Origin of the sequence: Mycobacterium montefiorense, from assembly GCF_025823255.1 — a bacterium.
Lineage (GTDB): Bacteria > Actinomycetota > Actinomycetes > Mycobacteriales > Mycobacteriaceae > Mycobacterium > Mycobacterium montefiorense.
Genome location: NZ_JACKVL010000013.1, coordinates 1187730 through 1209603, shown reverse-complemented (window position 1 = coordinate 1209603; position 21874 = coordinate 1187730). Strand labels below are relative to the sequence as shown.

The window sequence follows — 21874 nt, the reverse complement described above, 5'->3', positions numbered from 1 at the left end:
AGCAAGGAATTCAACGAAAGGGCAATCATGTCAACAGGTGCCGACATCGGCTGGGCAGCCGACCCGAATCTCCCCACGGGCCAATGGCAGGCGACCACGCATTTCGGCCTGCGGCCTGCGCCGCACGGCTTGGCACTGGTCGAGGACTTCCTGAACACGGGTGCTGTGCCGGCCGCAGATCTGCTCGGCGACGCTAAACAGGCCGAGGACTGGTCGACGCGAGCCGCCCGGGTCTGGTCGCTGGAACGCGGTATCGAGCCGCACCCGCCCGTGCTGGCCGACGGCGACGACGCCCAACTGCGCAAACTGCGTGCCCGCGTCCGCGCATTGGTGTCGGGCATCTGCACCGCCGCCGCAGCGTGCGGTGATCTCGGCGCCGCCAGCTTCACGCTCTCTATCGACGGCGATTTACATTGGCAGCCAGCCGGTGACGGATGGCGATGGTGGGCGGCCGCCATTTGCAGCGAGGTGTTGCTGAGCCAGCACTCGGGGGCATGGACGCGGTTGAAAGAGTGCCGCAACGGCTCGTGCCGTGTCGTCTTTTACGACCGCTCGTGGAACAACGCGACGGCGCTACACGCCGGGGATTCGTCCCCGACGCATCGGCGCCTGGCCAAGGAGCGCCTCCCTTTCGCGGCCACTGGGTAGCCACGTCTGCAGGGATCGGGCCGTTGCGGGCTTTCGCTATTCTTCATACTTCTGCGGCTTTGGAGCCGCACACTACTGGCAGCCTCATTGACGCGAACAGAAAAGAAAGCGGATCAAATGCCCTCACCTCGCTTGCTGGCCAGACTTGCTGTCCCCCTGATGGCTGGCGCTGCGCTTACCTGTAGCGCTGCTGTTGCGACTGCCACGACGGCCCAGGACAATGCGTACCTTGCGCAACTGCGCGCCGTCGGTCTGACTTGGCCTCCCAACACAGAAGAGGCACTCATCGGCGAGGCGCACCTCATCTGCTACGACCTGACTTGGGGTTGGACGCCACAACAGATTGCCGACGAGGTCCACTCTCACTTGGACAAACGGGGCGTGACGCTGCTCGACGTGGGAACCATGGTGAACGCCGCTCACACGACGTATTGCCCCGGCAATGTGTGCGACGCCCCAAGCCTTTGCACCTGAGGCATCGGCCGCCGCGAATGCCGGACTGACTGGACTCGAATCCGCGGCTTAGGCAGATTGTGCCGCCGGCTCACGTGCTGCCATGCACTTGGCGAGGCGCCGCGACTGTCTAGCGGCATGGCCGATCAGTGTGGGCCTTCGCTGATACCCGATGAACCACAATCCGTTTGCTGCGGGTTCTGGCGCGAATCGTATTGGTACTTCGTCCTTATCGAGGACATCGAGGTGGCCGACCAGCGGCCCCAGCCCAGTTCGATAGCCAGTCGCACAGATCACGACATCGGGCTCTAGCTGCATCCCGTCGACCAGCGTGACACTCGTGCCGTGAAATCGCTCGATTGTACTGACGACTTGTACGGCCCCATTCCGCACACTGGCGATCACCGCCATGTCGACGACGGCGACGGGGACATTGCGTGCCGCGAGCGTGAACGGACCTTCATCGGGAAACGGCAACCCATAACGTGTCAGGTCACCGATGGTGCGCCGCTGCACAAATCGCGCAATCGCATCGGCGGCACGAACCGGCGCGTGGAACAACGGCCCAGCGACGACGTCGACCGAATTTCCCCAGAACGATTGGCGCGCAACGAGGTTCGGAGGTGTTCGTACAGCCAACCATACTTTGTCAGCGACCGGTGCAATGTCGTGTGCTGCTTGCAGTCCTGACGGGCCCGCACCGATAACCAATACCCGCTTGCCGCGGTAGCGATCTGGCTCGCCGAAAGACGAGGTGTGTAACAAATCACCACGAAATTTGTTCATATCCTTCATCTTTGGAAGGTACGGAATATTGGCATATCCGGTAGCCACTACCACCTCACCCGCCTCGATCACGCCCCCCGATATCGTCAGACGCCATTTACTCCCCCAGCTGTCGATCCTCTTCACATCGGTGCCAAGCCTCAACTCGATACCATCACGGTGCGCGTGACGATTGAAGTACTCCGCCACTTGATCACAGCTCGGAAATCGAGGCGTATGTCTCGGGTACGGACGCCCCGGTATGTGCGAAAACCATTTGCCAGTCATGAGTCCGGTCATGCTGCTGTAGTTGCGCCATCTGCTGGCTACCTCGTCGGCGCGATCAATCAAGGTCGGGCTGATTCCGCGGTCAAGAAGGCTAACGGCTGTCGCGACGCCCACGGGGCCGGCTCCGACGATCACTACGTTGTCTCGGTGTGTCCCGCCGATGCCAGGATTGCCAATCTTGGTCATGGGACCACGATATTCCATCTGAAGGCATGTGTCATCAGATAGTGGGTGACATCACTTCCCTCCTGCCGCGGGGCATGCTGTGCGGTCGAGTCAGGAGGGCCGCCCGGCCGCGCGTATCCGCAGCCCATCGTGTGTTTTGGTCAGGCCTTGGAGAGTTGATGAGGGCAGTAGAACTTCGCGGAGATCAAGGCGAAGTTGGATGCCATCTCCATATCCATACCGGGGTTGTGGCTCTTTACGTCGTTCAGCAGCTCCAAGTTGTCCTCGCCGTTGTTCAGACACGAGCACACCGCGCGGCCCGCGGATACGGCCGAACCTTCGCTGGAAAAGCTGAATCCAGCTTGATGCAGCGCGGCGATGAAGCCGGCGTCGTCGCCGTCCGGTTCGGGAGCGGGATCGGCATACGCAGGCGCCGCGAGGCCAATCATGGCGAGAACTGCGAGCAATATCGTGAGGCGTTTCATCAGTTACCTTCTCTCGTGTTGACGAATTAAGCTGTCCCCTAGCCCGATTGCACTTCTTTAGGACGAAATGACTTTGGGATTACTGTTTTTCAGGTGCACCGCATGGATACCGGGCTTCTTAGCCAGCTGTTCGAGCAGTGCGTCGAGACCTTCTTGATCCACATTGTGGTGCTGCACGGTTTCGGGCTTCTCCGATATCTGGGCGACCAGACGTTTGAGATGCTCCGGCGAGTTCTTGTCCTTCAGATCCTTGATTGGGGTCATCCGGTTGCGAATGCCGTTGCGCACCACAGTGGGACCTCCGGCGCCCATCGCGCTCCCCAACATCCTCGCCATACCCATGGAGCTGAACAGACTTCCCGCGCCGACTGCGGCCGCTGGAATGACCTGGGGCCCGGCGGCGGTCAACGCCGCAGCGACCGTCCTGATCGCCGGGGTGGCCGAGGCCCAGCTGGGTGGAACAGTCAACGCCCCTACCAAAGTGCCACGTGCAAATCCGGCCGTCGGAGAGATCGCGTCGAACAGCGTGCCCCGGGTGAAGCCCAGCGCTCCCAGACCGGCTCCCAGCGCGTCCTTCGGCAGCGCGCCGTATGCCACCGGTGGGGCGAACTTGAGCCACTGGGACACCGGGAAGTTGATCAGCAGCCCGATGTCGTTGAACTGCGTGGTAAGCCCGAGCGGAACCTTCACGGCGTTGTACATCGCCGTGTAGAAAGCCGAGCCGCCCGGCACCGTGTTGAGCAGGCTTGACCAGAAGTTCTGGTAATCGGTGGCAAGCTGCGCCAGCCACGCCAGCGGCCCGCTGTAACCGCTAGGGGTGGTGGCCGCCGCGGCCACCGAATTTGCCGCGTTGCCGGCCGCAGTGCTGCGCGACGTGGTCACCGCGGCCGCCTGCGTCGCCGAACCCTCCTCGTTGGTCGTCTTCGGCGCCGGGCTGAATTCCGTCAAGTTGTTGGAGGTGGTAGCCGAGGAGGCGAAGTAGGTGTCCATCGCCTCGGCGTCCTGGGCCCACATTTCGCCGTATTGCGCTTCGGCGGCCGCAATCGCTCCGGTGTTCTGCCCGAGCACGTTGGTTGCCATCAGTTGCGCGAGTAGTTCACGGTTGGCCGCGATCAACGGTGGCGGCACGTGCGCGGCGAATGCCGTTTCGTACGCGGCCGCCGCCTGGCCGGCCTGCTGCGCGGTCTGCGTGGCCTGAGTCGCGGTCTGCTGCATCCAGGCCACGTAAGGGGCGGCGGCGGCCGCCATGGCAAGCGACGACGGGCCCACCCAGGGCCCACTGGTCAGGTTCGCAAGCACCGACGACTAGGCGGTCGCGGTGGACTGCAACTCAGCGGCCAGGTTCTCCCAGGCCGTCGCCGCCGCTACCAGCGACTCGGCTCCCGGACCGCTGTACATCCGGCCCGAGTTGAACTCCGGCGGAAAGGCTCCGTAAAACATGTCGTTACCCCTTCCTGGTGGCGGGCGCTTGGCTGGCTGGTGCTGGGCTGCGGCGCGTGGTGTTCATCGCGATCACGCCTCCAGGGCCGGGATGACGATGATGGTGGCGGCTGCCGGGTCGGCCTCGGCGACCAGGCTGCCCAGCGCGGCTGCCGTCGCGGCACGGCCGCTTACCGAGTGGGTTGTGGTGGCGGCGATGGCGCGGCCGGCCAGGCTGGACAGAGCCATCTGGCTGAAAGCGCCTTCCTCACCGACCATGGCGGCCGGCGCGGCCGCCAAGTCGGCAGGCAGCACCTGGGCCACCGTTCTGATCGCCGGTGCGGCATCGGTCCAGCCCTGTGGCACCGACATGCTTCCCACCAACGCCGCCCTACCCATGGACCCGGTGGCGGGCCCGGCACCGACCGCCGAGCTGAGCATGGGATGGACGCCGGCGCCACTCGTCAGCGGCGCCAACGCCCCCTTGATAAACTTCGGCCCGGCCAGATACGCCGCGGCGCTCTGCCCGTTCTGACCCCACGCGTACACCTGCCCGAACGAGAGGAACGGACCACCAGGAATGCTGGTCCACGACTGCGGCGAAAAGACGCCGGTGACGGCCGCCCAAAAGGTGTTCCAGTTGGTTATGAAAGGCGGCACCGTCACTCCTGTCGACGAATCGGCCGCTGCGCTTGCCGCCGTCGAAAGTGTTTGCACGGCATTCGAAGTAGCTGACTGCGCCGCGGTATTGGCCCCAGACGTGGTGCTCGACTGGGCCACCGCGGCCGCTTGCATCTGCGAGCCTGAGTCGTTCGTGGTTTGCGGCGGGTCGGTGAACGGTGACAACTGCGACGCGGTCGCCGACGAGCCGGCGTAGGTGTACATCGCCGCGGCATCCTGCGCCCACATCAACATGTAATGCGCTTCGGTCGCCGCGACCGCCGTCGTGTTTTGGCCCAGGAAGTTGGTAGCGACCAACGTCGCGAGCAACGAGCGATTGGCCGCGACGACGGGTGGCGGCACCGTCGCCGCGAAGGCCGCCTCATAGGCGCCCGCTGCGAGCTTGGCCTGGCTTGCCGCCTGCTCGGCCTGAGCGCCGGTCGCGCGCATCCACTGCACATACGGAGCGGCCGCGGCGGCCATCGCTATCGAGGACGGACCGCTCCACGGCCCAACGGTCAGGCCTTCAATCGTCGATTCATACGAAGCCGCCGTGGAATACAGCTCCGCAGCTAACTCGTCCCACGCCGAGGCGGCGACCAACATCGGTCCCGCTCCCGCACCGGCATACATCCGACCCGAGTTGATCTCCGGGGGCAACGCGCCGAAGTCCAACATTCTCTTACCTCCGCTCCCTCATTTGGCCGCGATGGAAGGCGCAATATTGCAGCCTGGCCGCAACACACCGTGGCCCCAACGGAATACAAATACCCCAACGATTCGATATGTCTGAACGACAAAGACCGCACTGTCCCCGGCTAGAAATATGTCAGGATCCGCCCCCGTTTCGCTTCTGAATCCCGACTTGGTATAGCGATCATTGTGGGCGAGGCTTATTCGCGTTGCGTTCCCGACGGGTAATCGCGGCGTAAAAAAGAAATGTCACTGTGCCGCATGCTGATGTGAGAACACCGGGCGCGTACGAGTCAGCTCGTCTCGCAACAAACTACCAGTTCAAGACATGCATAGCCAGGATGACCGAGCGACCGCAACGGTCCGCGCGGCGGTCCGGAGATAGATATGTCGACAGATCACCGCGATTTATGAGACATCTCTCACCATTCGAACGGCCGTTTGCTAACGGTATCGCGAGTCCATCAATGCTTGTCGTGACCGGTTATAAATACCAGCACATATAAACGAATGCCACAGCGGCGGGAATTCGCGTTTTAAAATAGCTCACATAATGATTGGTTATATTCAGAAATTTCTGCCCGTCAGCGTGGGCGCGCTCCCATCTGAGGTAGAAATTCTGGCCGGGCTTTTTTCAAGTCACCCAACGTCAACATCCACAGCTGTTAGGACGCTTATCGGCCACTGGGGATGTGCTGTGAGGGCCGCGGGACCTGGCAACAGACGGTGTCGCTTCGCGACTGCCGCTGCGCGACGGGCGAATTTGGCGGAGTGTGAAATCAGCAGTGCCGCAACCGGTTCGGCGAACGTCGGTGCGTCGTAGTAAAGGAACGTGCCGAACTGGTAGCGCAATAGGCGGGAGAGCTGTGACGAAGATTGCGTGCGAGGTGCCCTGGCAGAACCGGCGCTTTACCGTCCCACTGGAGCGCATCAAGCGCTGCGAGCGCCTCGGATTCGACGCGGTCTTCACGGCGGAGGGCGCCGGTTCGGACGCGTTGACGCCACTCGCCTACATCGCCGCCCACACTTCGAAGATCGGGCTCGGCACCCATATCGCGACGCTGACAGCGCGCCCCGCGACCGTGCTCGCGCAAGGCCTGACGACGATCGACGCGATGGCAGGCGGTGGGCGGGTAATCGCGGGCGTAGGCGCCGGATTTCCCAGCATTGCCGAGGGCTGGCACGGGCGGCCGTGGGGCAAACCGGTGCGCAGGCTGCGTGACTACGTAGGCGTGCTGCGCCAGGCGTTCGCGGGCCAGGGTGCGCGCGACACCGACGGCAACCCGATTGAGAGCACCGAACTCTACTGGGAGCAGTCCCGCACTCGCCTCGTCAAACCCGTGCGCTGCCAGAGCTCAGAGACAAGCATCCCGTACAGCGGCACGGGCGCGCTCGGCGTCGAACCGTGGTCGATGTCCGTCGAATCCGGCTTCGAGCCGGAGATTCACCTCGCCGCGGTCGGCCCGCAGATGGTCGAACTCACCGCCGAGGTCGCCGACGGCTGGTTCCCGTGGGGTTTCGCGCCGGGGATGATGCCGACCTTCGGGCCACAGCTCGACACCGGCTTTGCGCGCCGGACCGACGGCAAAAAGCGCGAGGACTTCGACGTCTGGGCGATCGTCGACCTCGTCGTCACCGACGACGTCGCGGCCGGTATCGATCTCTTTCGCCCCTACGTCGTGGAGTGGTCGGAGAACATGCGCCTGCAAGCCGAGGCGCTCGGGTTCACCGGCCTGTGCGACCGGCTCGCCGAGCTCGTCGCCGCGGGCCGCCGCGAGGAGGCGCTCGCCGCGGTCCCCGACGACTACGTCGACACCGCGTTCCTGATCGGTTCACACCAGCGGATCGCCGAGCGCGTGCAGCTGTGGATCGACTCGGGTGCGACGGGGCTGATCTTCCGCTATGGCCCGCAGGTCCAGGTCGGCGCGCACAACATCGTCGAGGACATGGACATCTGGGAGACGATCGCCCGGGCGACGCGCTAGCGATGTGACAGTTCTCGCCTTACGGCGAGAGCTGGACATGGCCGCCCGGCGGACGTGGCGGCGGAGGTGGGGGCGGCGGCGCAGGCGTTGGCGCGGGCGCTGGCGCATCCTGTGCCGGTGGGGGCACCTGCTGTGGCGGTGCGGGTGCCTGCGGTTGGCGTGGGGACTGCTGCGGTGCTCGAGGTGTCGGTGCCGCAACAGGCGGCTCGAGCGGCCTGATCGTCACCGCTGGGACCTCCGGCGGTGGATCAGGGGTGATCTCCCCCAACGGAGCTGGCAACAACGCGTTCGCCGAGTAGTCGCCGATGTGCGTGCCCGCCGAATATGCCGACGCCGATCCGAGCCAGGTCCTCGCGGGCAACTGTGTAACACCAACCACGCTCAAGCCGCTGACGATCGCGGCGGTGATCAGCGCGCCCTGAGCATGCCTTCGCGGCCGTCGCGCCGCCCCCCTCACCTGCGGGTTCGCGCGATGGTCCAGTGGTGATTCACGGTTATAAGCAGTTACGATGTCCATCATCGCAGGCGCCAGCGGCCGTCATTGTTACCGCTTGGTGTCGATTCGGTTAGACGTCGAGCGGGTGATACCGAAAGAACGGGAAACTTGCCGTGCGTGCCCATATCACCAGCCTGGCAAACACTCTGGTTAGCGCGTCGGGGGTGCTGACCGCCGCGATCATGTGCGCAGGCACCGCGGACGCCGATAGCCAGCAGGATCAGTTTGTGGCGTTGCTCGCGCAACTTCAGATTCCCGTCATCGATAACGTGCCCGGACTCGTCTACCGAGCGCACGAAATCTGTAGCGAACTCGATGGCGGCGCCTCGTTCCAGTCGCTGGTCGACGAGGAGATGAACACGACGTTTTCGGCTAATCCGTCTCTGCGCCTGGTTGCCGATCGTGTCAATCGCACCGCTGTCAAATTCATTACCGCATCGGTGACCGTCTACTGCCCAAGCCATCAAGGCCAGCTTCCGTAGCGCGCGGAGCCAATAGTGTTGCCGCACAGCCCCGATCACCACGTCAGTGGCACAGAACCCGGAACCCAACCGTCGAAAACTGCGCCCGAAAACGGGCCGTAGGGTCTGGGATGCCAGGCTCTGGGGATGTCGCCGCCGTTCCAGTCGAATCCGAAAAACGGGATCTCGGCAAGCCACACCGCAAAGAAATCGCCGAGTAGCTCCCTGGCCAGGTGCGACGCTGGGCACCGATGCGGACCTCCGCCGAAACTCCAATGCCGGTGCGCGCCTTCTAGTTTCATGTCGTGACCCGACATCTCGTCGGTCTCGTCGCGGTGGACCAGACCGACACACAATTCCACAGGGCAACCGGCCGGGATGGTGGTTTCGCCGACCGTCACGCTGCGGGTAGTGATTCGCGAAACGGTCTTCGCTCCCCCATCCAGCCGCAGCAACTCCTCGATAAAATGACTTTGCCGGCCCGGGCTTTCGCGCAGCTCCTGCTGAAGCACCGGCCTTCGCGCCAACACCGCCAGCCCGGCCTTGATGGGGAAGGACGCGAACATGAAACCGCGGACCACCGAGCCCATCAGTCCCAATACCTCATCGTCGGAAAGGGGTTCGGTGGCGAGGCGGGTGATCACATCGGCGCCGCCCAGCGGCGCGCGCCGGATCTTGCCCACCACGACCGGGCTGACGGTTTCCAGAGGAACCTGCGGCGGCAGCCCGCAGGCCGACATGGAGGCGGCGCGGCAAAGGACATCAGCGACCTGCACGCCGTCACAGCGGTTCAGACGCGCCGCTATGTCACCAATGCATTCTTCGGCGAGGCCTCGTACGGGTTTCAGCATTTCTCGTGAACTGCCCGGATTGAACAGCTCGAGCAGGATTTCCCGGTACGGGCCGAACGGCAAATTGCCGGGCATCAGTTCGCCCTGGCGGGTGCCGAACACTTCGCCATCCCGCATGGCGGCGAGTACATCGTCGCGGCGCCACAACGTGTACCCGCCGTGCGGCTCCCGCAGCACTCGGCGGCCGGCCCGCTGCGCGGCAGCCAGCCTACTCCCGGTAGCCCGCGGTGGCGGCCTCGTCGGACCGCATGACTTCGGCGGCCAGAGCGGCATCGGCGCAGGGCTCCGTCACCGCGCACCACGCACCAGCACTACCTGCAACTCCACCGCCGCCACTTTATCCTCGAGACCGCTACCCGGCGCGGCGACGGCCGCCGCTCCGGAGGCCTCGAGCAGCTACTCGACGTCGCGGATAGCGTCAAGGCGTTCGCTCACCCGTGCCAGTGCCTCGTCGAAGATCTCCACCTTTTCGCCCCGCTTCTCGTTGGCAGGCTGCGCGGCGCCGCGGGCACCTTCGGTTTCCACTCGAGCCGCGCCCTGACGCCGCAACAGGTTGAAGTTCTTTTCGCGCGCCTGCCTGAGCCGGGTCTGCAATTCCTTCACCGCCGTCTCGTCCATGCGGGCGAGTGCCTCGGTATGGCTCTCGCCGATCAACGAGCTTTCCTGCTGGGTCAGGTTCACCTGGTGGTCGCTCACCGTAGATTCATAGCCTGCACCCGACACCGCGGCGCATCGAATCGCTGGACATCGTGCCGAACCGTCACGCCCGGGTCATGTTCAGTTCACCTCGCCCGGACTTCGGGTAGTCCTTCAGTCGGCGAAAGAGGTTGCGATGGCGAGGACTGAAGGAAAATGGATAGATGCCATCTGAACAGGCGCCGCCTCCTCGCGGCTCGGCGCCGGGCTGGTACCCCGATCCCGCGGGGGTAGGCCATGGATTGCAGCGGTACTTCGACGGCAAAAATTGGACCGGAGAGTGGGCCTTCGCCACTGATCCGCCAAAAAAAGGCGGCTCCGGAAAAGCGGCCCTGGTCCTGGCGGCTCTGGCTGCGATAGTTCTCTTCTTCATCGTTGGCAAAAGCTGGAATTTTGACGACAAGAAAGAATCCCCGTCTAGCACTTCGACCACGGCGCCGACGCTGACGACGAGTCAGGTGGCGCCGCCGACACCGGCTGGCCCCAAGAAGCCGGACGGAGTCACCTTCAGCACTGCTCCGGGCCCGAACGGCGACGTGGTCGACGCCCGATTCGCCATTCGCGACAACTACACCGAGCAGATGATCAGGGACGGTGCGCGGCTAGACACCATCACTATTCTGAAGTACGCGCGAGCGACCTATCCAGACGCTTCCGCGGTGAACATTCAGGGCAGCTTCCCGATGACCGACCCATACGGCAATACGTCAACTCGGGTTGCCATCGACCTCACGTACTCGAAAGCAACGTTGGACAAGATAAATTTTGACGGCATCACCAAAGCCAGCATTTGGGAGATCCGCGATTCAGGCTCTATTCTTCCGGCCTTTGAGCCGTAAGCCGGCCGCAGATTGTGTTCCACTGGGTCGTCCCGGTCCGTTGTAAGCAGGCCTTATGCCACCGCGGGGAAGAGGCGGGTCGCCCGCGCCGTGCCTTGATGGCGGCTGCCGGTAATAGCGATATACGGGCCAGCAGGGGGGCGAGCGGTGTATGGGTCGGGCTACCGTGTTGTGGCGTTCAGATCTTCACATAACGCCTTTTATTGCGCCGCTATGTGCAGCTCCACCAATTCAATGAGAGAAGATCGACATGGGCTTAGTTATTGTCCCGGACTGCGATGACGGCATACGAATTTCTGATGAATCGGCGACTTTCACCGATCACTCAATTACCAGGAATCGCTCGAGCGTCACACGCCTGACCGACACCAGTTTTCAGACGAGCTCTACGTGTGGGTCCGATCATTACCAGCGCCCGAGTTGCGGGTAATCGCGTGACTATCGGCGGGCTGCCGCCCGGTCCCCGACTCCCGGTCAGCGTTCAGACCGCGGCGTGGATAGCCAGCCCCTGGAGGTTCATGGAGCGTTCGGCGGCTCGCTACGGCGACACGTTCACACTAAGGCTGGCCGGCGAAGGGACCTGGGTGGTGGTGTCCCATCCGGATGCCGTTAAGCAGGTCTTCACGGGGCCCCCGGAGCTGCTGCAGGCTGGGGAGGCAAATCGCATCCTGTTGCCGGTGGTTGGCGCGAACTCGGTGCTCCTTCTCGATGGAAACGCACATAGGGAACAGCGCCAGCTGCTGGTGCCGCCGTTTCGCGGCACCCACTTGCGGTCCTACGCGGACACGATGACCGCTATCGCCGAAACTGAAATCGCGCGCTGGCCCCGCGGCGAACCGGTGCAAGTCCACCCTCGAATCCAGGCGTTGACGCTGGAGGTCATTCTGCGCGCGGTGTTCGGACTTTCAGACGATGCACACCACCCGCTGCGAGCGGAACTGGTGCGGATGCTGACAACGACGGTGGGTACTCCAGGCCGGCTGCTCTTGCTGGTCCTCAGCCCCCAGCGGATAAGGTCGGCGCTGACACGCAAGTTGCTCAGCGGCGTCGACCGCTTGCTCTACGCCGAGATCGGTGACCGACGTCGAGCGGACGACCTGGATGAACGCACCGACGTTCTGTCCGTGCTGCTGCGAGCCCGGAACGCGGATGGCCAGCCGTTGAGCGATGTCGAGATTCGTGATGAATTAATGACGCTGCTGTTGGCCGGTCACGAATCCACGGCAACCGCGCTCGCGTCGGCGGTGGAGTGGGTGGTCCGCCATCCCGACGTGCAGTCCCGGCTTATTGAAGAGATCCAGGCCGGCCGGCACGAGTTCATCGACGCCGTCGTGAAGGAGACGTTGCGCTTGCGGCCAGTGTTCTCACTGGTCGCGCGACGTCTGAAGGCACCGATGGAAATCGGCGGCGCGCCGTTGCCGGCCGGGGTGACCGTGGTGCCCTCGATCTATCTGATGCACCGGCGCCCGGAAATCTACCCTGATCCACAACGGTTCCGTCCTGCGCGGTTCCTCGAGGAGCACGGCGGAATGTATACCTGGATCCCTTACGGTGGCGGTGTTCGCCGTTGTCTCGGTGCCACGTTCGCTCAAAGCGAGATGAGGGCCGCGCTCGCCGCGTTGTTCGGCGGTTACCGGGTGCGGCCGGTCGACGAGAAAGCCGAGCGGGACCGCGGCGCCACGGTTGCGCTGGGGCTGCGGCCAGTACCTGTGCCTCGTCGACTTCAGCTGTGGATTGAGCCGCGATGATGGCGATCTCCCACCCAATTCCGAATGATTGGTGTTGTCCGTAGGCGTTGTGAAAATCAATCGGCGCAACGACTTTCGAAGACTTTCGACGGGTGATCGCGTCGCGGAGGTCCTCGGGTAAGGGGTCGACGGCAGTCAGTATGTGTTGGCCGGCGCGGATCTGTACGGCGCGGTAGCGGCGTCCGGTGCGTGCGAATTTCTTGATGCGCCAACGTGTTCGGTGTTCGATACAGCCGGATACGACCTCAAAAGACTCGCGGTTGTGGTGGTGACGTTGGACACCCGGCCGGGCAGTCCGTTGCCTTGCCGGGTCAATACCAAAGGCGCGAAGCCGACTAAGAACAGCGCGGCACCGATGCCCAACACTGCGATGGACGCGGGCAGCATGATCGACTGCGACATCGCCGCTGAGAACGGCTCGTGCAGGAACTCGGGCAGTTTCAAGGCGGTGGCACCACCGTCCGCAGCGGGGGCATGCCCGCCGTGCGGCATCTCTGCACTGATCCGCGATGTCATGAACGCGGCCATGGCCGAACTCCCGAGCACGGCGCCAAGCTGGCGGACCGCGTTATACGCCCCAGCGCTCGCGCCGGCCAGGTGCGGCGGCAAGCTGCGGGTCGCGGTGGCGGCCAGCGGAGACCACACAAACTCCATCCCGACACCGATGACGCTGAACGGTAACGCCAGCCGCCAAATCGGCGTGCCCGGGGCCATCTCGAACGAAAGCCACGTTATCGAGATCACCAGCACCGAAAAACCGAAACCGATCACCGGCCGCGGATGGAACCGATCGGAGATCCTGCCGACCAATGGCGCGAATACACCGTTCGTGATCGCCATCGGCGCCATTAGCAGGGCCGTGCGCATCGGCGACAGCCCGCACACCGCCTGCGTATAGAACGTCATCGGCAGCACCATTCCCGTTGTTGCGAACGCCGTAATCGCCACCCCGACGTTGCACAGGCTGAAGTTCCGGTGACGGAAGATCTCCAGCGGGATGAGCGGCTCGCGGCTGTTGAATGACTGCCAGCAGATGAACGTCGCCAAGAACCCGGCGCCGCCAACGATCGTCGCCCAGATCCACGGCGCCCAGTCAGCGGACTCGCCCTGCTGCAGCCCAAAGACGATCAGAAACATGCCCACCCCGGATAGCGCGACACCAATCAGGTCGAATCGGTGCGGGTAGGTGGGTAGCACCGGGACCAGCGAAAAGGCCAGCACCAGGCCGATGATGCCGATGGGGATGTTAATGAAGAAGATCCACTGCCAACCCAGCTCACCGACCAGCGCGCCCCCGGCCAGCGGCCCCACCAAGCTGGCGACGCCGGCGGTGGCACCCCATGCGCTGATCGCGGCACCGCGGCGGTGCGCCGGGAATATCCGGGTGATCGTCGACAACGTCTGCGGAGTCAGCAGCCCAGCGCCGACCCCCTGTACGACTCGCGCGGCAATCAGCATGGCGGCACTGCCAGACAACCCACACCACATCGAGGCGACGGTGAACACCGCCAGACCAATCAGGTAGAGGTTCTTAGGCCCGTACCTGTCACCGAGTCGGCCGGCCACCAGCAGCACCACCGCATAGCCCAGCAAGTAGGCACTGGTCACCCAGATCACGGTGTCGTACCCGATGCGCAAATCGGCCATGATGGTCAGGTTTGCGACGGGAACGACCGTCGAGTCGACCATGATCAAGAAGAAGCCGACCATCATCGCCCACAGCGTGTGCCAGGGGTTTGTAACGCGCCATCGCTCTGAGTTGTTGACGCGTGCCGGGCCGGTCGCCATGATCAGCTACCCGGCCCGCGCCGCAGGTTGCTGATGTTCCGGCTGCCCGATCGTGCGCATCAGATCGCAGAATTCCGCAGGCGTGTAACTGCGATGCCAGTGACGAAGGTAGACGTCCTTCGGGATGATGAGAACGTCTGCGTCGTTCTCCGCAACGACCGTGGCAACTCGAAAGTCGCCTCTGATAACGCCCGTGATGCCCAGGAGCTCCCAGGGGTGGATCCGGAAGGATTCGTAGCCTCCCGTAGGCCAACCCCGAAGTCCTGACGTCAGCGCGATGTAGACGAAGCTCGCCCGTGCGCCGGCTTGCGTTAGACACTCCCCGCCTGCGAGATGTCCCAGGCGTGCGTCGCGGAAGCCGAGGTCGATATCGATGTGGTCGGTCTTGTAACCACGGGTCGCTACGTTGCGCAGGAAGGTGGTGCGCTTCTCGCGGTCCCATTCGATCGCGTGGGCCGCGAGGAAACGCCGACGCTCCGGCTCGGGAGCGTCGCGTAGCGCCGGTACGCACCGAACACGATCCTTAAGCCCCGGGCTTCGCTTAAGCACCAGATCCGCTACCAGCGGCGCGAAATCGGGATTGTCCTCGGTATGTTCCAGGAGCACGCAGCCACGGTGCGGAGAGTCTTGTGCACCCGCGACTCCGACGAAGCTCTCCACGACGTCGGCCTGGATGTCATCGACCACGACGGAAGCATTGTGTGCGGCGCGGCGCACGGCCTCATCCGATCCGAAGCAGCCCCGATAGAACGCGAGCCGCAAGTCGCCTTCCTGAGTGACTTCGGCGCCGGCGAGGTTGGCCTCGCCCGCATTGAGCGGACTCTCTCCCTCGAGCAGGAAGGTGCGTCCCTCGCTGTCACGCAGGGCGTAGACGGCGTTAGCGGTCTGCTGGTCGATGAAGATCTGGTAGCTCCCGGAGGTCCTGAGCTCGGTTCCCCGCTGTCGCAGTGCATCGGCACAGCGCAGGTAACGGATCGTGTCCACGACGTCGACAATGAACTCGAGGGCCTGCGGCACCTTGACGTCCAACCAGGCAAAGGCCGTGGCCTCGAAGTCGGTGTAGTGACCCGAGAGCAGGACAGCCCGGTGCTCTGCCAAGGCCTTCGGGCTGCTGGCTTCTTGGCGAGCGGCCTGGTGGTGAGCGCGCTCGTCGTCCGTCCGGCTCTTCTTCAGCTGCTTCTCGTGATACAAGGCCTCGAGAGGACGGCCCAGAACATGGAGCATGACCTTGCGCAACGCCTTGGTGTTGTTCAGCGTGGCGATGGGGACGGCGCTTTTGCTATGTGCGAAGGCGAGGGCGACAAGCTCCCGCAGGATCCGTTGCGGCGATCCTTCGAAGACGCCAGCGCTGGTCAGCCGGAGCACGCGCCAGGCCAGGTTCCCAACGTTCGCCGTCCAGAGAATGTCGACGATCTCGTCGAAGATCGCCCCGAAGGCTTCGTGAGCGCCGAACTCCGCATGCACCGTCCGCCCGAATGGATTCAGGTCGGACATCCCGATGTCGTGAGCGTAGGCGATCAGGCAGCCGTAGCTCTTCATGAAGTCCAGGCGAAGCGGGCTGCGCTCGGAGAGCTTGATTTTCGACACATTCTCGATCAGGTCAACGATGCGGTGGGCGACGTCACGCATGTGAATTACGCCGTGATCCGGGAACAGCGCCAGATGGCTGAACGGGTCCTGGAGGAAGCTCGGATCTCTCGCCACCTGTCCCAGGCAGAGGCCGGCGTTCACTTTCGAGTAGTAGTTCAGCTCGATGGACTCGCGTATCCGTGCGGGAAGGAGCAGATCCAGAGAGGCTTCCGCCTCATTCCGAGTTGTATCGCATCCACCCGCTTCGAGGGCCTGAGGGCGATCAACCTCGAGATGGTCTGCGCCGGAAGAGATCTGAACGTGCTGCCGGAGAGCAACAGGCCGTCCACATCCGGCCGAGGACTGCAGGAATTCCCGACTGTGGCCGGCGCTGGCAATCAGTGACTTGCCGTACGGGTCGCGGATTAACAGTTTGGATCGGTCGGTTTCAACGGCCAGGGCGCCAGCCACCATTACCGAAGTATTCCCGACATTTGTATTGATGTCCAAGGTGTCCTCAGGGGTGCGCATTGTGCTCATCGTGTGCTGCCTCCGCTTTGCATACATTGGTGCCAAATGAGATGGCTCCTGGACGCCACAACGGTAATTCGACGCAACCACTGGTGTCCCCCCTGCTGTCGGGCTTGTCGTCCCCCTGCTGCCCGGTATCTAGGAGTCGTGTCCCAGTCGCGCAGACTTGTTCGGGTATTGGCTGAGGCGGCACCGCCGCCATCAACGGCCGATCAACAGATGCTGACACGTAAATACGTGCCAAGTCGGGTGTGTCCGATCTAAATATGCGCGCTCATGCCTTGCGGTGCGCCTCTGAAACCTGCCGAATATCAGGTAGCAGGGGGGCAAGAACCCCGACAGCAGGGCGGCCAACAGCGATCGTGTCGGGCTACCGTCGTGGCGTTCAGGAGTTCACATAAAGCCCACTTCTGGGCCGCTATGTGCGACTCCACCAACTCAACGAAAGAAGATCGACATGAGCACAGTGTTTACCTTCGACCGCATCGATGACGTCCTGACCCCCAGCTGTTCGGATGAGGCATTGGAAAGTGCCGGCGCCATGCGCGTAGTGGCCACCATATTGACGCCAACGGCTAAGTGACGGAACTTCCTGATTAGCCTCATTGCGGGGCTATCCGATTTTGGTGGACATCATTCCCCACAGGCCTTTCGGTTGAGCGGGGAATGATGTGCGTGGGTCGGGAGTCAGGCAATAGATAATCCGTCTTATCCGAGCGTCGACGCGACAATTAGGTACTGTTGCCGTAGTTCGTAGCTGGCTGGCCGGCTGCAGACGCTGCCGGTTGGGCGTAATCCGGGAGATCGAGATGGAAGCTTTTTACGAGCGCCTAATTACTCGCGCTGCGACCATCGACGAGCTGCTGTCTGACGCATTCGAACAATTACCCGGCCAAAAGAGCGACAGCGAGTTGGCCGCCCGTCGTCTCGCGGCCTGGTGCCGGTCCTCGGCCAGCGGCGACTGGTCACTGTTCGCCCGCCGGCTAGGACGGGACGGCCTATCGATCGAAGACGTGTTGGCAAAGTTCGCCACCGTCCGCCGCAACGCTTCCCAACCGGCACCGACGTGGATCGACGACGCGGTCTGGGTTGACGAAGCGCTGCATAGTCCCGCGAAATCCCTTATCCCCGAAGCGGACTCTTGCCCTTTCGCCGATCTGCTGGAATCGGTGGTCAGCGCCGCGGACGCGCGTCTTTGGTCGATTGTTGACAATCACGTGGAGGCAACCATAGGCGGCCGGGCGCGCGCATCCCTGCACCGTTCGCTCTTGGTCGACCTGTCACACCTTGCGGCCCCCGCGATATACGAACGGTTCGCCAAGGCCCGAAGCGACGCCAACAACACCCCGGACCGAGTCGATCACGCACCGGCGCCGCTGAACGGCTCGACAGTGCGCTACGACGAGTTCATTTCTGAGCTGAAGGCAGGCGGATTGCGTCGCCTGTTCGATGACAAGCCTGTCCTGCTGCGGCTGATGGCTTCACTGGCCCGGCAGTGGATCGACACATCAGCTGAACTGATCACACGGCTCGACACCGACTTGCCGGCGATTCGTCACGGCTTGCTTGAAGTCGACAAGTGCTGCGAGATAACCAGTATCGATGGTGACCTCTCTGATCCGCACAACCTCGGCCGCACTGTCCGGATCATCCGCTTCGACGACGGTTCGCGAGTTGTGTACAAGCCCAAGGACCTCACCGTCGACGTAGCATGGTACGCACTGGTCGAGAGGCTGAACCGCAACGCTCCGTTCGACCTCAAGGCGGCACGCGTGTTGTCCCGCGCCGGCTATGGCTGGACCGAGTTCATCAATCACACGAGTTGCCCACAGCCGCAAAGCTTTCAGAGTTACTTCCGCCGCGCTGGTGGGTGGCTGGCACTCTTCCACTGCTTTGTCGGCGTCGACATGCATCAAGAAAACATCATCGCCACCGGCGACCACCCGGTACCGATCGATCTCGAGATGATCCTTCAGGCCGCTGAAGCAAACGGTGGCCTGGACGCCGACGACGACGACGCGGGACACGCACACCAGGCCGCGACGGAAAAGCTCAACAACTCGGTCCAGGAGATCGGTCTGCTTCCCGTCTATGGCAAGCATTCCAACACAGTCTTTTCCATCGGTGGAGTGACCTCGAACTCCGCTCCACGCGTCAAGCTCATCTGGACCGGTATCAATTCTGACACCATGCGGCCGACGGAAGTTGCTGATATTGCCGCGATTTCGAACTTGCCGCATGTCGAGGGCCATCATGCCCGGCTCGGCGATTACGTCGACGACTTCATGTTGGGTTTCAACGAGTACGCGATGTTCCTACAACGGCAGCGCCCGGAAGACCTTTTCGACGGCTTCGCCGGATTGACGATCCGCAAAGTCGCCCGGCCGACGAGGTTCTACTACATGCTGCTACAACGCCTCAAAGATCACCGCACGATGGACGATGGTGTCATGTGGTCCGCTCAGGCAGACTTCACCGCCAGGCTGGCGGACTGGCAGCATGACTTCGACCCCCTGTGGCCGCTGCAAGGCGTCGAGCGGGCAGCTGTCGTGGAGTTGAACGTGCCGCACTTCGTGACGGCCAGCGACGGTCACGAAATCCGAGATGCCTCCGGAACCTCGTTTCGTGTCGAGGGGACATCGGGCCTCGACCGTGCGCGCGCCCGCGTCCAGGCCCTCGACGAAGAGGAAATCGCTTGGCAGGCCGAGGTAATTCGACAGAGCCTCTGCAGCCTGAGACGAGCACCGCATGACTCAGGGCCCAACCGGTTGCAGCGAATTGTCACAACGTGCGCGCCCAGCCAAGAAGTCTTCGCCGCGGAAGCCGACGCGGCCGCCCGAACGCTATCCGGCCACGCCCATTTCAAGGAGCCAGGCGCGGCCTGGATTGGCCTGGACTGGCTCGGCGACTCCGAGGTATCGCAACTTGTCGCCCTCGGCGACGACCTCTACAACGGCACATGCGGTATTGCACTGTTTCTGGCGGCACACGCTGCCGTTAGGAACAGCACATCATCGAGGACGATTGCCGTCGCAGCCCTGAGCCGGCTCCGCGCAATCATCCGAGGCCGCAACCCCTCACAGATCGCACGCTTGCTCGGTCTGGGCGGTGGGCTCGGTCTGGGGTCGATCGTGTACAGCCTCGCGGTAATCTCAGCGCTGCTCGCTGACGACGAGCTGCTCTCGGACGCTCACCGGGCGGCGGAGTTGATTACCCCAGACGGGATTTCAGCGGACCGGCAGCTCGACGTTCTAACTGGCAGTGCGGGCGCTATCTTGGGTCTGCTTCGGCTATACCGCCAGAGCGGTTCCGGCGACGCACTTGAGCGCGCAACCAGTTGCGGAAGGCATCTGCTGGCCGAACACCGCGTTGGCCCCGTAGGCCGCCGCAGCTGGCCCGCGCCCGGTTCTGACACCCCGCTCAACGGCTTGCCGCATGGGGCGGCGGGCTTCGCCTACGCATTGGCATCACTCGCCTCGGCCACCGGGATCCAGGAGTTCGCCTGCGCAGCAGAAGAATGCATTGCCTTTGAGAACGCGACCTTTGATGCCGAGCGCAGCAATTGGCCCGACACATCGAGCGGCTCCAGCGACACATGGTGCTGCAAGTGGTGCAACGGCGCCCCGGGCATCGGCCTGGCTCGGGCGGCGATGAAAAAACACACGGCGCTGGGTGGCCAACTCATCCAGACCGACATCCGCCGCGCGCTCGCGGGAGCAGAGCTAGGGTGGCCGGGACCCACCGACACGCTGTGCTGCGGGACGCTGGTCAGCATCGAATTCTTTTGGGACGCAGGCGATGTGCTTGCCCGCAGCGATCTTCGCGAAAAGGCCGTCCAGCGGCTGCTGGAAGTTGTGCAAACCGCCGGGTCGAGTGGCGACTACCGATAGAGCAGCGGAATCAGTCGCTTCAATCTTGGTCTTTTCCGCGGGATCGCCGGCGTCGGCTATACGATGTTGCGGCGTGTCGACACCTCCCTTCCCAACGCCTTGATCTGGGAATGAACAAGCGGCACAAAGGTAGTCGCGGAGCGGAATTCGGTCACGCCACCAGATCGGCGATATACCTGCCGAATATCAGGTAGCAGGGGGGCGAGATCCCCGGCAGCAGGGCGGCCAACAGTGATCGTGTCGGGCTACCGTCGTGGCGTTCAGAAGTTCACATACAGACCACTTTTGAGGCGCTATGTGCGGCTCCACCAACTCAACGAAAGAAGATCGACATGAGCACAGTGTTTACCTTCGGCCGTATCGATGACGTCCTGACCCCCAGCTGTTCGGATGAGGCATTGGAAAGTGCCGGCGCCATGCGCGTGGTGGCCACCATATTGCAGCCAACAGCTAAGTGACGGAACTTTGATACCCGGCATCCAGAGACTTGGCAGACGATGAGCGAATTGCGCACCCCTGACGACACCTGGGACATCAAGACCAGTGTCGGGAGTACCGCGGTGATGGTGGCTGCCGGCCGGGCTGTCGAAACCGATCGGCCCGACCCGTTGATCCGCGACCCGTACGCGAAACTGCTGGTCGCCAATGCCGGTGCCAACCTTCTATGGGTAGCGATGCTGGACCCGTCGATGGTGGCCAAGCTCGAAGTTATCGACGCCGAGGTCGCGGCCGTCGTCGCTCACATGCCCGATTACCAAGCGGTGCGGACAAACTTCTTCGACACATACTTCAACGATGCGGTGGCCGACGGAATCCGCCAGGTCGTGATTCTGGCGTCGGGACTGGATTCTCGTGCCTACCGCCTGGATTGGCCGACTGGTACCACCGTGTATGAGATCGATCAGCCTAAGGTGCTGGCCTACAAGTCCACGATGCTGACGGAAAACGGGGTGGCGCCCGCGGCCGATCGCCGCGCGGTGCCCATCGACTTACGTCAGGACTGGCCGGCCGCCCTGCGCGCCGCAGGCTTCGACCCGGCAGCACGGACCGCTTGGTTGGCCGAGGGGTTGTTGATGTATCTGCCCGCCGAAGCGCAGGACAAGCTTTTCCACCAGATCGGTGAGCTGAGCCCTGCCGGCAGCCGGATCGCGGCTGAAACCTCGCCTCACCATGGCAACGCGCGGCGAGAGGAAATGCGCGAGCGGTTCAAGAACGTCGCCGCTGCGTTCGGCTTCGAGCAGGCCGTGGACGTGCTGGAGCTGGTCTACCACGACGAGAATCGTGCCGTTGTCGCCGATTGGCTCAACAACCACGGCTGGCGGGCCACGGGCCAAAGCGCACTGGACGAGATGCACCGGCTGGGCCGCTGGGTTGATGGCAAGCCGATGGCTGAGGACAAGGCAGCGTTCGCCGAGTTTGTCACCGCGCAGCGGTTGTGATGGCA

General features: G+C 63.3%; 18 protein-coding genes and 1 pseudogene. 11 read left to right on the top strand and 8 right to left on the bottom strand.

Features of this window, described 5'->3' with window-relative positions:
• Positions 1–27 precede the first annotated feature (27 nt).
• Both H7K34_RS19005 and H7K34_RS19000 read left to right on the top strand, forming a co-directional pair.
• A complete protein-coding gene (locus tag H7K34_RS19005) occupies positions 28–648 on the top strand; it encodes a CGNR zinc finger domain-containing protein (protein ID WP_264063525.1) in 621 nt (206 codons plus the stop codon).
• Positions 649–807: 159 nt separating this feature from the next.
• The gene (locus H7K34_RS19000) at positions 808–1122 is read left to right on the top strand and encodes a DUF732 domain-containing protein (RefSeq protein WP_264063524.1); all 315 of its coding nucleotides are present in this window, start codon (positions 808–810) and stop codon (positions 1120–1122) included.
• Between the two features lie 48 nt (positions 1123–1170).
• Here H7K34_RS19000 and H7K34_RS18995 read toward each other — a convergent pair whose 3' ends face one another.
• The 4 genes and pseudogenes from H7K34_RS18995 to H7K34_RS18980 form a co-directional block, all read right to left on the bottom strand.
• Positions 1171–2340 (bottom strand): flavin-containing monooxygenase, encoded by a 1170-nt coding sequence (locus H7K34_RS18995; RefSeq protein ID WP_264063523.1) that lies wholly within the window; start codon positions 2338–2340, stop codon positions 1171–1173.
• A gap of 140 nt (positions 2341–2480) precedes the next feature.
• Positions 2481–2807, bottom strand: coding sequence for a DUF732 domain-containing protein (locus H7K34_RS18990; RefSeq protein WP_372510809.1), 327 nt, complete (start codon positions 2805–2807; stop codon positions 2481–2483).
• A 54-nt stretch (positions 2808–2861) separates the two neighbouring features.
• Positions 2862–4244, bottom strand: a pseudogene (locus tag H7K34_RS18985) (PPE family protein).
• A 72-nt stretch (positions 4245–4316) separates the two neighbouring features.
• Positions 4317–5561 (bottom strand): PPE family protein, encoded by a 1245-nt coding sequence (locus tag H7K34_RS18980; RefSeq protein WP_264063521.1) that lies wholly within the window; start codon positions 5559–5561, stop codon positions 4317–4319.
• A gap of 881 nt (positions 5562–6442) precedes the next feature.
• Here H7K34_RS18980 and H7K34_RS18975 point away from each other — a divergent pair.
• The 3 genes from H7K34_RS18975 to H7K34_RS18965 all read left to right on the top strand — a co-directional run bounded on the left by H7K34_RS18975 (position 6443) and on the right by H7K34_RS18965 (position 8539).
• Complete coding sequence (locus tag H7K34_RS18975) at positions 6443–7561, top strand: LLM class flavin-dependent oxidoreductase (RefSeq protein ID WP_264063520.1); 1119 nt, start codon at positions 6443–6445, stop codon at positions 7559–7561.
• 54 nt (positions 7562–7615) lie between these two features.
• A complete protein-coding gene (locus tag H7K34_RS18970) occupies positions 7616–7780 on the top strand; it encodes a hypothetical protein (RefSeq protein ID WP_264063519.1) in 165 nt (54 codons plus the stop codon).
• Positions 7781–8221: 441 nt separating this feature from the next.
• Positions 8222–8539: a DUF732 domain-containing protein gene (locus H7K34_RS18965; protein WP_264063518.1), complete on the top strand. Its 318-nt coding sequence runs from the start codon at positions 8222–8224 to the stop codon at positions 8537–8539.
• A 35-nt stretch (positions 8540–8574) separates the two neighbouring features.
• Here H7K34_RS18965 and H7K34_RS18960 read toward each other — a convergent pair whose 3' ends face one another.
• Both H7K34_RS18960 and H7K34_RS18955 read right to left on the bottom strand, forming a co-directional pair.
• Positions 8575–9642 carry a cytochrome P450 gene (locus tag H7K34_RS18960; RefSeq protein ID WP_264063517.1) on the bottom strand — a complete coding sequence of 356 codons (1068 nt, stop codon included), beginning with the start codon at positions 9640–9642 and terminating at the stop codon, positions 8575–8577.
• 123 nt (positions 9643–9765) lie between these two features.
• The gene (locus H7K34_RS18955) at positions 9766–10065 is read right to left on the bottom strand and encodes a hypothetical protein (protein WP_264063516.1); all 300 of its coding nucleotides are present in this window, start codon (positions 10063–10065) and stop codon (positions 9766–9768) included.
• A 164-nt stretch (positions 10066–10229) separates the two neighbouring features.
• Here H7K34_RS18955 and H7K34_RS18950 point away from each other — a divergent pair, with 164 nt between their 5' ends.
• Both H7K34_RS18950 and H7K34_RS18945 read left to right on the top strand, forming a co-directional pair.
• Positions 10230–10904 carry a DUF2510 domain-containing protein gene (locus tag H7K34_RS18950; protein ID WP_264063515.1) on the top strand — a complete coding sequence of 225 codons (675 nt, stop codon included), beginning with the start codon at positions 10230–10232 and terminating at the stop codon, positions 10902–10904.
• Between the two features lie 434 nt (positions 10905–11338).
• Positions 11339–12652, top strand: a complete 1314-nt coding sequence (locus tag H7K34_RS18945) for a cytochrome P450 (protein WP_264063513.1) — start codon at positions 11339–11341, stop codon at positions 12650–12652.
• Between the two features lie 135 nt (positions 12653–12787).
• Here H7K34_RS18945 and H7K34_RS18940 read toward each other — a convergent pair whose 3' ends face one another.
• Both H7K34_RS18940 and H7K34_RS26985 read right to left on the bottom strand, forming a co-directional pair.
• On the bottom strand, positions 12788–14440 hold the full coding sequence (locus H7K34_RS18940; RefSeq protein WP_372510792.1) for an MFS transporter: 1653 nt from the start codon (positions 14438–14440) through the stop codon (positions 12788–12790).
• Positions 14441–14446: 6 nt separating this feature from the next.
• Positions 14447–16540: a hypothetical protein gene (locus H7K34_RS26985; protein WP_264063511.1), complete on the bottom strand. Its 2094-nt coding sequence runs from the start codon at positions 16538–16540 to the stop codon at positions 14447–14449.
• Between the two features lie 457 nt (positions 16541–16997).
• On the opposite strand from H7K34_RS26985, the gene H7K34_RS18930 reads away from it, so the two are divergent.
• The 4 genes from H7K34_RS18930 to H7K34_RS18915 all read left to right on the top strand — a co-directional run bounded on the left by H7K34_RS18930 (position 16998) and on the right by H7K34_RS18915 (position 21869).
• A complete protein-coding gene (locus tag H7K34_RS18930) occupies positions 16998–17123 on the top strand; it encodes a hypothetical protein (RefSeq protein ID WP_264063509.1) in 126 nt (41 codons plus the stop codon).
• Positions 17124–17349: 226 nt separating this feature from the next.
• Complete coding sequence (locus tag H7K34_RS18925) at positions 17350–20430, top strand: type 2 lanthipeptide synthetase LanM family protein (RefSeq protein WP_264063507.1); 3081 nt, start codon at positions 17350–17352, stop codon at positions 20428–20430.
• Positions 20431–20762: 332 nt separating this feature from the next.
• Positions 20763–20888, top strand: a complete 126-nt coding sequence (locus H7K34_RS18920; RefSeq protein WP_264063505.1) for a hypothetical protein — start codon at positions 20763–20765, stop codon at positions 20886–20888.
• A 48-nt stretch (positions 20889–20936) separates the two neighbouring features.
• Positions 20937–21869, top strand: coding sequence for a class I SAM-dependent methyltransferase (locus H7K34_RS18915; protein ID WP_264063623.1), 933 nt, complete (start codon positions 20937–20939; stop codon positions 21867–21869).
• Positions 21870–21874 lie beyond the last annotated feature (5 nt).

Bases quoted from the DNA above. Each gene is read 5' to 3' on its own strand.
- H7K34_RS18930 (WP_264063509.1), top strand. From the start codon at position 16,998: ATGAGCACAGTGTTTACCTTCGACCGCATCGATGACGTCCTGACCCCC.
- H7K34_RS18940 (WP_372510792.1), bottom strand. From the start codon at position 14,440: ATGGCGACCGGCCCGGCACGCGTCAACAACTCAGAGCGATGGCGCGTT.
- H7K34_RS18995 (WP_264063523.1), bottom strand. From the start codon at position 2,340: ATGACCAAGATTGGCAATCCTGGCATCGGCGGGACACACCGAGACAAC.
- H7K34_RS19000 (WP_264063524.1), top strand. From the start codon at position 808: ATGGCTGGCGCTGCGCTTACCTGTAGCGCTGCTGTTGCGACTGCCACG.
- H7K34_RS18920 (WP_264063505.1), top strand. From the start codon at position 20,763: ATGAGCACAGTGTTTACCTTCGGCCGTATCGATGACGTCCTGACCCCC.
- H7K34_RS26985 (WP_264063511.1), bottom strand. From the start codon at position 16,540: ATGCGCACCCCTGAGGACACCTTGGACATCAATACAAATGTCGGGAAT.
- H7K34_RS18980 (WP_264063521.1), bottom strand. From the start codon at position 5,561: ATGTTGGACTTCGGCGCGTTGCCCCCGGAGATCAACTCGGGTCGGATG.
- H7K34_RS18950 (WP_264063515.1), top strand. From the start codon at position 10,230: ATGCCATCTGAACAGGCGCCGCCTCCTCGCGGCTCGGCGCCGGGCTGG.
- H7K34_RS19005 (WP_264063525.1), top strand. From the start codon at position 28: ATGTCAACAGGTGCCGACATCGGCTGGGCAGCCGACCCGAATCTCCCC.
- H7K34_RS18960 (WP_264063517.1), bottom strand. From the start codon at position 9,642: ATGCCGCTCTGGCCGCCGAAGTCATGCGGTCCGACGAGGCCGCCACCG.
- H7K34_RS18925 (WP_264063507.1), top strand. From the start codon at position 17,350: ATGGAAGCTTTTTACGAGCGCCTAATTACTCGCGCTGCGACCATCGAC.